Source organism: Micromonospora sp. NPDC049175 (assembly GCF_043197345.1).
Lineage (GTDB): Bacteria > Actinomycetota > Actinomycetes > Mycobacteriales > Micromonosporaceae > Micromonospora.
Window position 1 is genome coordinate 88,847 of record NZ_JBICSY010000010.1, and the last position, 12,801, is coordinate 101,647.

Annotated in this window: 10 protein-coding genes; 3 read left to right on the top strand and 7 right to left on the bottom strand. The window is 74.0% G+C overall.

Features of this window, described 5'->3' with window-relative positions; all coding sequences use genetic code 11:
• Positions 1-28: 28 nt before the first annotated feature.
• From ACGFH8_RS30225 to cobC, 4 genes are all read right to left on the bottom strand, one after another.
• On the bottom strand, positions 29-1,315 hold the full coding sequence (locus ACGFH8_RS30225) for a hypothetical protein (protein WP_393373779.1): 1,287 nt from the start codon (positions 1,313-1,315) through the stop codon (positions 29-31).
• Positions 1,316-1,442: 127 nt separating this feature from the next.
• Positions 1,443-2,978 carry a uroporphyrinogen-III C-methyltransferase gene (cobA, locus tag ACGFH8_RS30230; RefSeq protein ID WP_393373781.1) on the bottom strand — a complete coding sequence of 512 codons (1,536 nt, stop codon included), beginning with the start codon at positions 2,976-2,978 and terminating at the stop codon, positions 1,443-1,445.
• A 40-nt stretch (positions 2,979-3,018) separates the two neighbouring features.
• Positions 3,019-4,155, bottom strand: a complete 1,137-nt coding sequence (locus ACGFH8_RS30235; protein WP_393374020.1) for a nicotinate-nucleotide--dimethylbenzimidazole phosphoribosyltransferase — start codon at positions 4,153-4,155, stop codon at positions 3,019-3,021.
• The gene (gene cobC / locus ACGFH8_RS30240) at positions 4,155-5,240 is read right to left on the bottom strand and encodes an Rv2231c family pyridoxal phosphate-dependent protein CobC (RefSeq protein ID WP_393373783.1); all 1,086 of its coding nucleotides are present in this window, start codon (positions 5,238-5,240) and stop codon (positions 4,155-4,157) included. Before cobC ends, ACGFH8_RS30235 begins: the two co-directional genes overlap by 1 nt.
• A 121-nt stretch (positions 5,241-5,361) precedes the next feature.
• On the opposite strand from cobC, the gene ACGFH8_RS30245 reads away from it, so the two are divergent.
• Positions 5,362-7,491 (top strand): transglycosylase domain-containing protein, encoded by a 2,130-nt coding sequence (locus ACGFH8_RS30245; RefSeq protein WP_393373786.1) that lies wholly within the window; start codon positions 5,362-5,364, stop codon positions 7,489-7,491.
• A gap of 30 nt (positions 7,492-7,521) precedes the next feature.
• On the opposite strand, the gene ACGFH8_RS30250 is transcribed toward ACGFH8_RS30245, so the two are convergent.
• On the bottom strand, positions 7,522-8,925 hold the full coding sequence (locus tag ACGFH8_RS30250) for a cobyrinate a,c-diamide synthase (protein ID WP_393373788.1): 1,404 nt from the start codon (positions 8,923-8,925) through the stop codon (positions 7,522-7,524).
• 171 nt (positions 8,926-9,096) lie between these two features.
• Here ACGFH8_RS30250 and ACGFH8_RS30255 point away from each other — a divergent pair, with 171 nt between their 5' ends.
• Positions 9,097-9,918, top strand: a complete 822-nt coding sequence (locus ACGFH8_RS30255; protein ID WP_393373790.1) for an SURF1 family protein — start codon at positions 9,097-9,099, stop codon at positions 9,916-9,918.
• Between the two features lie 102 nt (positions 9,919-10,020).
• Positions 10,021-10,782 (top strand): hypothetical protein, encoded by a 762-nt coding sequence (locus ACGFH8_RS30260; RefSeq protein WP_393373793.1) that lies wholly within the window; start codon positions 10,021-10,023, stop codon positions 10,780-10,782.
• A gap of 18 nt (positions 10,783-10,800) precedes the next feature.
• Here ACGFH8_RS30260 and ACGFH8_RS30265 read toward each other — a convergent pair whose 3' ends face one another.
• Together ACGFH8_RS30265 and ACGFH8_RS30270 are read right to left on the bottom strand one after the other, a co-directional pair.
• Entirely contained in the window at positions 10,801-12,393 is a 1,593-nt protein-coding gene (locus tag ACGFH8_RS30265; protein WP_393374023.1) for an ATP-dependent DNA ligase, read from the bottom strand.
• Positions 12,394-12,542: 149 nt separating this feature from the next.
• Positions 12,543-12,749, bottom strand: coding sequence for a hypothetical protein (locus ACGFH8_RS30270; RefSeq protein ID WP_030333429.1), 207 nt, complete (start codon positions 12,747-12,749; stop codon positions 12,543-12,545).
• Between the last annotated feature and the right edge of the window lie 52 nt (positions 12,750-12,801).

A 12,801-nucleotide genomic window follows, 5' to 3' on the forward strand; every position in this document is an offset into this window, starting at 1 on the left:
CGTACGCCGCCGCGCCGACAGACGTCGGTCAGCCCGGGTACGGCAGGCTCGGTTGCCACCCGTACAGGCGGGCGTCGAGGTCGGTGGGCACCGTCCAGTGCGCGTACGGCAGCACCGCGCTGCTGCCGGTGTAGGTCAGGCACAGCAGTGGGGCGTCGCCGGTGTGGTCGAGCGCGAGCTTCGGTTTACGGGCCGCGCCGACGCCGCCAAGGCCGAAGAGGACAACCGGATCCCGAACCGGCAGCCCCAGTGCCTGCCGGCCGTCACGCCATCCCCGGTACGCCGCGTCCAGCCGCCAGGGCGCGAGGTCGGCGAGACCGCGGTACAGGTTCGCCACCCAGGTCGGGGTGAGTTCGGCGTCGGAGAGCCGGTACGGCACCCCGGTCAGCAACGCGTCGAGCTCCGGTTCTGTCTCCACCCCGGCGTTTGTCAGCGCCTCGGGCAACGCGCCACGGCGGACGGCCGTGACCGCGGGGGCGGCCTGCTCGACCCGATCGACCTGCCAGCGAAGCCCCGCCGGGGTGTCCGCCTGTCGGCGGTCCCACAGCCAGCGGGCGGTGTCCCAGCGGTGCCGCTGGTTGGCCGGGATCAGCTCGTCGACGCCGATGACCAACTCGCCGCCCTCGACCCGTGCGGTGAGCCACCGGCCCCGCAGGTGCGGCCGCTGCTCGCCGTAACCGGCAAGTGCGACGACCGCGGACCGCAGGTAGGCGCCCGTGTTGCCGCGCGGAAAGTGCCAGCACAACGCGGACCTGTCGACGGCGTCGACGTCGGCGGCGGCCTCGTCCGACACCGCGCCGATCCGGACCAGCGGCGATGCCGCGCTGGCCTGCCGATTGTCGAACTGCCGACGGTCCCGGCGCTGTCGCACCTCGGCCCGCTCGACCGGAGGGCTGACCGAGTACGCCGCCTTCTTCCCGGCCCACCGCAGCACCTCCGCCCCGGCCGCCCGGGGGTCACCGAAGAGCCGGAACGCCAGCAGCTCGTCCTCGTCGGACCCGTCGTCCTCGGTCACCTGCAGCTCGTACACCAGGTTGCCGGGCGCGTCCAGGTCGTAGCCGGTGTGTGGGTCACGGCCGAACTCGTTGCCGACGAGCGAGTCGCCCGGCTGTTGGGGATAGCCGCGGACCACCGTGACCAGGACGGCCCAGGAGCCGTCCGGGTCCGCACACCGCAGGGTCCGGACCGGAGCGTCACGCCATCGTGAGGGGAGATCCTCGAAGGTGGTGGTCAGGCCGGGGCCTGCGCACCGCAGCGCGACAGGTGTGAGCAGTTCCGTCCGCCACGTCTCGTGAGGATCCTTCACGGTGAGCATGGGCGACATTGTGTCGACAGCCACCGACAACCCGGTAACCGTGCCGGATCCCCGCCGCAACTGGCAATCTTGGACACAGCCCGCCGCCTAACGGAAAGTGTCCAAGATCTACCGTCCGGGTCGCCGATCAGCCGTCGAGGGCGCCCACCACGTCACCGAGTACGACCACCGCGGGCGGGCGCAGGTCGGCGGCGAGCGCGTCGGCGGCCACCGCGCCGAGCGTGGATCGCAGCACCCGCTGGGCACCCGTCGTGGCTTCCTGCACCACGGCGGCCGGCGTCTGCGGCGACCGACCGTGGGCGACGAGGGTGGCCGTGATGGCGGCGAGGTTCTTCAGCCCCATCAGGATCACCAGGGTGCCGCGCAGGCCCGCCATCGCCTCCCAACGCACCAGCGACGCCGGTGAGTCGGGTGCCACATGCCCGGAGACCACTGTGAACTCGTGCGCCACCCCCCGATGGGTGACCGGAATCCCGGCCGCGGAGGGAGCGGCGATCGAGCTGGTCACCCCGGGCACCACGGTCACCGACACGCCGGCCTGCGCGCACGCCAGCAGCTCCTCGCCGCCCCGGCCGAAGACGTACGGGTCGCCGCCCTTGAGCCGCACCACGAAGGCGCCGGCCAGCGCACGGTCGACCAGGATCTGGTTGATCTCCTCCTGGGCCCGGGACGGTCCGTAGGGGATCTTCGAGGCGTCCACCAGCTCGACGTCCGGGCGCAGCTCGTCGAGGAGCAGGCCGGGCACCAGCCGGTCGGCGACCACCACGTCGGCCTCGGTGAGCAGCCGCCACCCCTTGACGGTGATCAGCTCCGGATCACCCGGCCCCGCCCCGACCAGCGCCACCCGCCCCACCGGCCGCCCGGCCACACCAGCCGAGCCGCTCACGCCAGCCGAGCCGTCTAAGCTGGCCGCGCCCGCCACGCCACCCGAGCCCGCCACGCCACCCGAGCCCGCCACGCCAGACGAGCCGCTCACGCCGGTCGCGCCAGCCGAGCCGTCCACGCCCGCCGAGCCCGCCGCGCCACCCAAGCCGCTCACGCCGGCCGCGCCAGCCGAGCCGTCCACGCCGGCCGAGCCCGCCGCGCCACCCAAGCCGCTCACGCCGGTCACGCCGGCCGCGCCGGCCGCGCCGGTCACGCCGGCCGCGCCGGCCGCGCCGGTCGCGCCGGTCGAAGCGGCGGGCCGGCTCTGTCCTCTGTCCGGTGCCAGGCGGAGGGCGAGCAGGTCGCGGATCGCGTCCCGGACGGTCATCGCCCGCCGGGGGTCACCGCCGCCGAGCACCGCCACGGTGACCGGGCCGTGCCGGGTTACCGCCGGGGTCCAGGCGGTGGCGGCGGTCCGGTCGTCGGCCCGGACGCAGAAGATCCGCCGCTCGGCGGCGACGGCGCTCACCGAAGCGGCCGCCATCGGGTCGTCGACCGCCACCTGGACCAGCCACGCGCCGTCCAGGTCCTCGGGTAGGAACCGGCGTGGCACCCAGTGCAGCCGACCCGCGTCGACCCGGGCGCGCAGCGCCGGGGTCAGCTCCGGGGCCACCAGCAGGACGTCCGCGCCGGCGTCCAGCAGCGCGGGCACCCGTCGGGTGGCGACCGCGCCACCACCCACCACGACCACCCGCCGCCCGTCGAGCCGCAAACCAAGGGGGTACGGATTGGAGGTCACGCCGCACCACCGAAGCGGACCGCTCGCTCGCTGCGCCTCGTCACTTCTCGGCCACCCCGGCGGAGTCGAAGGTGGCCACCTCGTGCAGCACCCGCACCGCGCAGCTGACCACTGGCAACGCCAACAGTGCGCCGGTGCCCTCGCCGAGGCGCAGCCCCAGGTCGATGAGCGGGTCGAGGCCGAGGTGCCGCAGTCCCGCGGTCGCACCCGGCTCGGCCGAACGGTGCCCGGCGACCATGGCGCAGACCGCGTCCGGGGCGAACGCGGCGGCGGCCAGCGCGGCCGAGACCGCGATCACGCCGTCCAGCAGCACCGGCGTACGGCGGGCGGCGGCCCCCAGGATCAGCCCGGCCAGCGCGGCGTGCTCCAGGCCACCGACGGCGGCCAGCACACCCAGCGGGTCGGCCGGGTCGGGCGCGTGCCGGATCAGCGCGGCGCGCACCACGGCAACCTTGTGCGCGTAGGTCGGGTCGTCGATGCCGGTGCCCCGACCGGTGGAGTCGAGCGGGTCGGCGCCGGTGAACGCGGCGATCAGCGCGGCGGCCGGGGTGGTGTTGCCGATGCCCATGTCACCGGTGAGCAGGATGCCGGCTCCCGCGTCGATCAGCTCGTCGGCGATCCGGATGCCGGTCTGCACCGCCGCCAGCGCCTCGTCCCGCGTGAGTGCGGCGGTCACCGTGAAATCGCGCGTGCCCCGGCGGACCGACGCGGCAACCAGCCGCGGCACCGCCAGGTCGAGCACGGCCGGGCCGGACCCACCCGGGCCGGACCCACCCGGGCCGGACCCAGCCGGATCGAGCACGGCCGGGTCGGTGGCGGGCAGCGGGGTGGCCACCCCGACGTCGACAACGGTGACCGACGCGCCGACCTGTCGGGCGAACGCGTTGACCACCGCGCCGCCGGCCAGGAAGTTGCCGATCATCTGCCCGGTGACCTCCTGCGGCCAGGGGCTGACCCCCTGGGCGTGCACCCCGTGGTCGCCCGCGAAGATCGCGACCGCGGCCGGCTCGGGCAGCGGTGGTGGGCAGGCCCCGGCGAGGCCGGCGAGGCGTACCGACAGCTCCTCCAACGCGCCCAGCGAGCCCGCCGGCTTGGTCAGCCGGCCGTGCAGCTCACGGGCGGCGGCCATGGCCGCTTCGTCCGCTGGTCGGATCGCCCCGATCGTGGTCTCCAGCATCATGCCTCCATGATCTCGCGCAGCGCCTCGATGAACGCGTCGGTCGTGTTTCGGTCGCGTACCGCCACCCGCAGCCAGTCCGGGCCGAGGCCGGGGAAGGTGTCGCCCCGGCGGACCGCCCAGCCGCGCTCGCGCAGGGCGGCCCGGATCGCTGTCGAGCCCGGCACGTGCAGCAGGACGAACGCGCTGGCCGGGCGGCCGACGACGCGTACACCGGGCAGGTCGGCGAGGCGGGTGACCAGGTGGTCGCGGTCGGCGGCGAGATCGGCGGCGATCGCGCGCTCGGCCTGGACCGCGACGGTGGTGGCGCAGGCCGACGCGGCGGCCAGCGCGGGTGTCGAGACGGCCCAGAGCGGCTGGACGGCGGCCAGCCGGGCCAGCAGCTCCGGAGCCCCGAGCAGGTAGCCGATCCGGAGGCCGGCCAGGCCCCACGTCTTGGTGAGGCTGCGCAGGACGAGCAGACCGGGCAGGTCGCGCCGCTCGGCAAGCGACTCCGGTTCGCCGGGGTGCCCGGTGGCGATCGTGGTGTCGGCGAACGCCTCGTCGACCACGAGCACCCGGCCGGGGCGGGCCAGCGCGGCCACCGTCCGCGCGGGGTGCAGCACCGACGTCGGGTTCGTGGGATTGCCGATCATCACGAGGTCGGCGTCGGCGGGCACCCGGGACGGGTCGAGCCGGAAGTCGTCGGCGGGGTCCAGCAGCACCCGCTCGACCGGATGCCCGGCGGCCCGCAGCGCCGCCTCCGGCTCGGTGAACTGGGGGTGCACCACCACCGGCCGGCGTACCCCGCGAAGCGCCTGGGCGATCAGCACGAAGCCCTCGGCGGCGCCTGCGGTGAGCAGCACCTCGTTCGGGTGACGGCCGTGTCGGGCCGCGACGGCCGCCCGGGCCGGCGCCGGGTCCGGGTAGCGGGCCAGATCGGTCAGGGTCGCGGCGATCGGGTCGGCCAACCAGGCGGGGGCCGGCGCCTGCCGGACGTTGACGGCGAGGTCGATCAGCCCGTCGCCGACCTCCGCGTCGCCGTGGTGCGCGAGGTCCGGTTCGACCCCGGCGGTGGCGACCATTCCGCTCGGCTGATCAGACATGCCCGCGATCCTGCCGGGAAGGCGGCCGGTGGGACAGCCGATCGCGGCGTAAGCCGCGTCACCACTTGCCGGTTTAAGAGTTCTTCTCAGGTACGAATCGGAAATGTCATAACTTGGCAATGTGAGTAACCGACCCCTTGCTGCCGCTGGTCGACTCGTCCCTCTTCTTCGCGCCGGACTGATCGCCGGAATCGTGATCGCCGCCGCCGCGTACCCACTCGTCGCCCTCACCGGGCTCGGCGCGAAGGCCACCGCGCACGCCGTGGAGCAGAAGACCCGAGTGCTGACCACCGCCCTGCCCGCCGAGACCTCCTACGTCTACGCCCCGGACGGCAAGACCGTGCTGACCATGTTCTACGAGGAGTACCGGCAGTACACCAAGCTGTCGGACATGTCGCCGAACATCCAGCAGGCGATCATCGCCGCCGAGGACTCGCGCTTCTACCAGCACCACGGCGTCGACCCGAAGGGCGTGGCCCGCGCCTTCGTGTCCAACGCCCGCTCCGGCGGCTCCCAGGGCGCGTCGACCCTGACCATGCAGTACGTCCGGATGGCCCTGCGGGACAGCTCGACCACGCCCAAGGAGGTCCAGGAAGCCACCCAGCAGACCAGCCTGCGCAAGGTCAAGGAGATGCGGATGGCGCTGGACCTGGAGAAGGAGCTGAGCAAGGAGCAGATCCTGGAGCGCTACCTCAACTCGGCGTACTTCGGACACCGGGCGTACGGCATCTACGCGGCCAGCGAGATCTTCTTCTCCAAGACCCCGAAGGACCTCACCCCGGTCGAGGCCGCCACCCTCGCCGGGCTGGTCAAGTCCCCGTCGGAGTACGACCCGGCCGACTCCGACCAGAAGGAGGCCACCGGGCGGCGGGACTACGTGCTGGACCGGATGAGCCAGCTCGGTTACCTCTCCCCCGACTCGGCCGCCGCCGCCAAGGCCGAGCCGATCCGGCTGAAACTGACCACCCCGCCGCACGACTGCGCCGCGGTGGCGGAGAAGTACAACAGCTGGGGCTTCGCCTGCGACTACCTGAAGAACTGGTGGAGCGCGCAGCCCGCCTTCGGGGCGAACCCGCTGGAACGCATGGACAAGCTGCGCCGGGGCGGCTACCGGATCGTGCTCAGCCTCGACCCGAAGATCCAGGCGGCGGCGGAGAAGAACGTCGGCAGCAAGGAGGCCACCGGCAGCCCGTTCGCCAACGGGATCGTGGTCTCCGAGCCGGGCACCGGCCGGGTGAAGGCGATGGCGGTGAACCGGACGTACTCGCTGGACCTCGACGAGAACCCGCAGAGCTCCAACCCCGAGGCCGGGCCGAAGGTGAAGGCCAACTACCCGAACACGGTCGCGCCGCTGCTCGGCGGCGGTGACCTGGCGGGCTACCAGGCCGGGTCCACGTTCAAGATGTTCCCGATGCTCGCCGCGCTGGACTCGGGGATGACGCTCTCCACCTCGTTCAACGCCCCCTACCGCTACAAGTCGGCCGTCTACGACGGGTGGGCGCCCTCGAACGCCAGCGGCGCCATGACCGGCCAGCAGACCATGTGGTCCGGCTTCGGCAAGTCGGTGAACACGTACTTCGTGTGGCTGGAGGAGAAGGTCGGCGCGGACCGGGCGGTCCGGTTGGCCGAGCAACTCGGGCTGCGGTGGCGCACCGACGTCGACCGGGAACAGGCGTCCCCGACAAAGGTGAAGAAGTGGGGCGCGTTCACCCTGGGCGTCTCCGACGCCACCCCGTTGGAGATGGCGAACGCCTACGCCGCCGTCGCCGCCGACGGCCGCTACTGCGATGCGATCCCGGTTCAGTCGATCATGAATCGGGACGGCACGCCCGCCACGTACACCACCCCGGGAGGCATCCAACGCGAGGTGGCCAAGCCACGCTGCCGACAGGTGGTCAGCGCGGACGCCGCTCGGGCGGCCACCGATGCCGCCCGCTGCCCGACCGGAGACACCCCGGCGCGCGGTAGCTGCGGCGGCTGGTCCACCGCCGACAGCGTCCGGGGCACGGTCGGACGCCCGGTGGCCGGCAAGACCGGTACCACCGACAGCACCCGGTCCGCCTGGTTCGTCGGCTACACCCCGGAGCTGGCCGCGGCGAGCTTCATCTCCGACCCGGACAACCCGTTCAACGCCGTGGGTGACGGGCAGTCCCAGATCCCGATCAAGGCGGTCGCGGAGACCCTCCGCGACGGCCTGAAGGGCACACCGACCCGCCAGTTCACCCCACCGTCGGACGCGATCGTCGGCTGACGCGGCGGTGGCGCACCGCCAGCCGAGGGATCAGGCCGGCACCCCGCCGGACTCCACCGGCACCACCTCGGTCGTCGGGTCGGTCGCCGCCGCGGCGACCAACCGGGCGGCCGTGGCCGGATGACCGGCCCAGTGCAGGGTGAGCTGCGAGGCGTGCACACTGCGCCAGACGAAGCCCTCCGGGGTGCCGCCCTCCCAGCTCCACGCCGGGCGCTGACCAGCGCGGGGGGTCAGCACCGCACGGTGCGCCTTGTGGCCGACGAGCACCGTGCCGTGGGCGGCGACGACGCTGTCGGTCTGGGCGGTCGCCTCCCGGTAGCCGGCCACCAGGCCGTCCCGACTGACACCTACCGCGTCGAGGACCCCGCACATCGGCAGCCCGTCCAGCTCGCGGGCCAGCCAGAGCAACCCGGTGCCCTCGGCGATCACCGGACGCCCGGTCCGCGCCAACTCGGCCACCGCGATGCAGAGCCGCCGGTTGGCCGACAACTGCTCGGCGTACGCCTCGGGCAGCGCGCCCCCGACGACAAGCGCGCGGGTGCCGACCGGCAGCGCCTCGTCGCGCAGCGGATCGACGGTGACGACCTCGGCGCCGGCGGCCCGCAGCAGCTCGGCGGTCTCCGGGTGGCTGAAGCTGCCACCCGGGCCACCGGCGAGTGCCACGAGCGGGCGGTTCGCCGGGGCGGTGAACCCGCCGAGGACCTCCTCGGCGGACCAGGCCGGGGCCGTCAGCGGCGGGGCCGAGCGGGCCAGCCCGAGAAGCCGTTCCAGATCGACGGTGGCGGCGACGGCCTCGCCCAGCCGGCGAACCGCTCGGACGGCGTCGGCCGACCCGTCGACCACCGGTGCCACGCCGTGCCGCCGCGACGGCAGCACCGCCGGCAGGTCGTGCCGACGCAGCGCACCGTAGACCGGCACACCCACGTCGTCCAACGCCTCGCGCAGCATGCCCTCGTGCCGCGAGGAGGCCACCCGGTTGAGGATCACCCCGCCGAGCCACAACTGCTCGTCGTACGAGCGAAAACCGTGCACCAGGGCCGCCACCGACTGACCCATCGCGGCCACGTCGACAACGAGCACCACCGGGCTGCGCAGCGCGGCCGCCGCGGCGGCGGTGGACTCCTGCTCGGGGCGGCCACCGACCGAGTCGTACAGCCCCATGCTGCCCTGCACCACGGCGAGCCCGGCGCCGGCCGCGCCGTGCGCCACCAGCGGGGCGAGCCGATCGGTGCCGACCAGCCGGGGATCGATCACCCGACCGGGCCGGCCGGCGGCCAGGCCGAGGTACGCGGCGTCGACGTGGTCCGGCCCGAGCTTGAACCCGGCGACGTCGACCCCACGCTCCGCCAGGGCGGCGAGCAGCCCGATCGCCAGCGCGTTCTTACCGTGCCCGGAGGACGGCGCGCTGAGCACCAGGCGCGGCACGACGGTCATTATCGACTCCTCGCGAGCGGCGGCGGGTACGCGACGGGGACGACCGGGGCCGATCCGTCGGCGTGACGATACCCGTCCGGCTGTCGAGGCGAGCACCGCCAACCGGGGCCGGCGGCGCGGTCCCGGCCCGGTCCAGGTCAGTGGTGCCGGTCATACGGGTAGCCTCGTGCTGTGTACCGGTTCCTGCTGAGCCCACGCTGGCTGGGCGCTCTCGCGCTGACCCTGGTCGCCGCCGCCGTGATGGTGTTCCTCGGCGACTGGCAGCTGGACCGCTACCGGGGGCGTACCGAGGTCAACGAGCGGATCGACGCGGGCCAGCGGATGGCCCCGACGCCACTTGCCGACGCCCTGCGCGCCCCGACCGGCGGCGCGGGGACGGTCGGACCCGCGCCGGCCGAGGACAAGGTCTGGACCCGGATCACCGTCACCGGCCGGTACGACCCGACGAACACCGTGCTGGTCCGTGGCCGGACGGTGGACAGCCGGGTCGGCTTCGAGGTGCTCACCCCGCTGGTGCTCACCGACGGCACCGCGCTGCTCGTGGATCGGGGTTGGATCCCGCCGGCGCCGGGTGGGGCGACCGCCCAGCCGTCGGTGCCCGCCGTGCCGACCGGCGACGTGACGGTGGTCGGTCGGGTGCACGAGACCGAGAGCGGCGCCGGCGCGGTGGCGCGACGCGACGGGCGACTGGAGATCCGCCGGATCGGTGTCTCGCGTCTCGCCGGCGAGCTGCCGTACCCCGTCTACGGCGCCTACCTGCTGCTCGACGAGCAGACCCCGGCGGCCGACCCGGTGTTCAAGGCGGTGCCCGTCGGGCACGCCAACAACTGGCAGAACTTCGGCTACGTCGTGCAGTGGTGGCTCTTCGCGGTGATGGCCCTGTTCGGCTACGGCTGGGTGGCCCGCCGGGAGGCCCGCCGCGCCGCCGGGATCGGCGTCACCGCGGCCCCGTTGGACCGGGCCGCCGAGCCGACGCCGAGCGCGTCGGCCTGACCGAGGCCCGGGTCCGCGTCCCACACGGACACGCGGGGGCATGCGGCACGACGGGGCAGCCGGTAGCCTGCGCGACGTGACGATCCCGCGTTGGAGGTCTCGGTGAGTTCGGATCCCACGGCCCCGGAGCCGGTGACCCAGCCGCAACCGGCGATCGATCCGTGGAGCGCCACCTCGTCCACCGGGGCGCTGCCGACGACCCCGCCCACGACACCCTTCCCGAGCGTGCCGCCAGAGGCCACACCGCCTCCGGCACCGCCGTTCCCCGCGCCTCCGGCACCGCCGTTCCCGGCGCAAGCGGCACCGCCGTTCCCGGCGCCACCGGCACCGCCGTTCCCGGCGCAAGCGGCACCGCCGTTCTCGGCACCGCCGGCACCGCCGTTCTCGACGCCGCCGTTCTCCGGCCCGCCCGCGCCGCACTCGACGCCGCCCGGCGGGGCGTGGCCGGTGTCCGGACCGTACCCACCGGCACTTGTGTCGGCGCACCCGGCGCCGCTCGGCCACGCCGGGCCGGAGGTGGTCGCGGTGCAGATCGCCGAAATCTCGGTGTGCCCGCCGATCATCCGCACGCCCACCGGGGTGCTGCCGTTGGCAGGCGCCACCTGGCACGTGGCCGACTACTGGCAGCGCGAGGAGAAGGTGGCCACCTGGGCGCTTGTCTGCGCGATCGTCGGTTTCTTCTGCCTGGCCTTCTTCAGCCTGCTCTTCCTGCTGGTCAAGGAGACCCGCCACCACGGCACCGTGCAGGTCACGGTCACCAACGGCCATCAGCAGTACGTGGCCCGGATCCCGGTCAGCGACCAGAGCCAGGTGCAGCACGTCAACAACCAGGTCAACTACGCCCGGTCGTTGTCCGGCAGGTGATCGGGGCTGGCGCGGCCGTCAGCCGGTGACCCGGCCGGCGTGGATGGCGCGGACGGCGTCGATGGTGTCCGCCTCGGCGGCGGACTTGTCGTCGCGGTATCGCACCACCCGGGCGAACCGCAGCGCCATCCCGCCGGGATAGCGCGAGCTGGTCTGCACCCCGTCGAAGGCGATCTCCACCACCTGCTCGGGGCGGACCCGCACCACCCAGTCGCCGCGCTCCACGGCGAGGTCGAGGAAACGCTCGGTCTGCCAGCGCAGCAGCTCGTCGGTGAGCCCCTTGAACGTCTTGCCGAGCATGACGAAGCCGCCCGTGTGCGGGTCACGCGCGCCCAGATGCAGGTTCGACAGCCAGCCCTTGCGCCGGCCACTGCCCCACTCGACGGCGAGCACCACCAGGTCGAGGGTGTGTCGTGGCTTGACCTTGACCCAGGCGGCACCGCGCCGACCGGCGTCGTAGGGGGCGTCCGGCGCCTTGACCACGACGCCCTCCTGCCCGGCGTCGAGCGCGGCGGCGAACGCGGCGGCGGCCTGCTCGGGGCCGTCGACCTCCATCCGCCCGACCAGCAGTGACGAATCCACCGCACCGGCGAGGGCGGCCCACCGCTCCCGGCCGGGCCTGTCGATCAGATCGTCACCGTCGAGGTGCAGCAGGTCGAAGAAGTACGGAGTCAGCACCGTCGCGCCCGTGCTGGCGGCCGCCGCGAGCACCGCCGGGGCGACAGGTGTGCGCCCGGTGGTGCTCGGGGTGGTGCGTCGGGCGGCCCGGCTCGACGTCTGCTGGAACGGCAGTGGTCGCCCCGTCTCGTCGAGGCCGATCGCCTCGCCGTCGAGCACCAACTCCCGCCCCGGCAGGGCCCGGACCGCGGCGACCACCTCCGGCACCCGGCTGGTGATCTCGTCGAGGCTGCGGGTGAAGACGGCGATGTCCGTGCCGGAGCGGTGCACCTGGATGCGGATGCCGTCGAGCTTGACGTCGACCACCGCCGGCGTGCCCGTCGCGGCGAGCGCCTCGTCGACCGAGGGTGCGCTCTGCGCGAGCATCGGCGCCAACGGTCGGCCCACCCGCAGGCCGAACCCGGCCAGCTCGGCCGCTCCTCCGGCCAGCGCGGCCACCGCCACGGCGCGCAGGTCACCGGCGAGCAACAGCGCCCGGCGGACCGCCGCCACCGGCACGTCGGCGGCCCGCGCCACCGCGTCGGCGAGAAGCCCCGCCTGCGCGCCCTGCCGCAGCTCGCCGCTGAACAGGCCGGTGAGCAGGCGCTGCTCGTCGGCCGTCGCCGCCGCGTAGAGGGCACCGAGCAGCGCCCGACGCCGGGTCTGCGAACCCGTGCCGTGCACCGCGGCGATCTGCGCGATGGCCGCGTCGACGGCGGCCACGGTCAGCGTCGGCTCGACCGCCGGTGGCGGCAGGTCACGAAGGCTGGCATAGCCCACCCCGGTCTGCCGTTGACGCAGCTCACCCGCGAGGTAGCCGGCGCCGGGCTCGACCTCGGCCGGGTCGAGTCGGCGCAACGCGTCAGCGAGCAGCTCCACCTTGGCCCGCCGGCCGCTGGTGGCGCCCACGGCCGCGGACGTCGCTGCCAGGTCGAGGAACCGCACGCCGCCCATCCTGCCAGTCACCTCCGACACCGCCCGGGCATTGCCGTGCCCGGGCGGTGTCGGCAGGGTGCCGCCCACGAACGTGGGCGACGGATCCAGGGCGTGTGTCAAAGCCCCTGGCCGGCCTGCGGCGGCTCGACCGAGGACTTTGACACGCCCTAGGCGGAGACGGGCTCCTCGATGCGCAACCCCCGCGCACGGACCTCGCCGGCGACCCGGGAGAGCACCGAGTCGAGGGCGACCAGAGCGGCGGAGAGCTCACCGAGCTGTTCGTTGAGCGTGTCCTCGGACCACGCGGAGACGTCGACATCTCCCAGTGCGCTGACAGCGGCCCCCAACCGGGCCATCACCTCGTTCGTACTCATGTACGAAAGGCTATAACAGACGGCCGTGCGACACGCCGTAAAGCCCCAGATC

Bases quoted from the DNA above. Each gene is read 5' to 3' on its own strand.
- ACGFH8_RS30225 (WP_393373779.1), bottom strand. From the start codon at position 1,315: ATGCTCACCGTGAAGGATCCTCACGAGACGTGGCGGACGGAACTGCTC.
- ACGFH8_RS30235 (WP_393374020.1), bottom strand. From the start codon at position 4,155: ATGCTGGAGACCACGATCGGGGCGATCCGACCAGCGGACGAAGCGGCC.
- cobC (WP_393373783.1), bottom strand. From the start codon at position 5,240: ATGTCTGATCAGCCGAGCGGAATGGTCGCCACCGCCGGGGTCGAACCG.
- ACGFH8_RS30250 (WP_393373788.1), bottom strand. From the start codon at position 8,925: ATGACCGTCGTGCCGCGCCTGGTGCTCAGCGCGCCGTCCTCCGGGCAC.
- ACGFH8_RS30265 (WP_393374023.1), bottom strand. From the start codon at position 12,393: ATGGGCGGCGTGCGGTTCCTCGACCTGGCAGCGACGTCCGCGGCCGTG.
- ACGFH8_RS30270 (WP_030333429.1), bottom strand. From the start codon at position 12,749: ATGAGTACGAACGAGGTGATGGCCCGGTTGGGGGCCGCTGTCAGCGCA.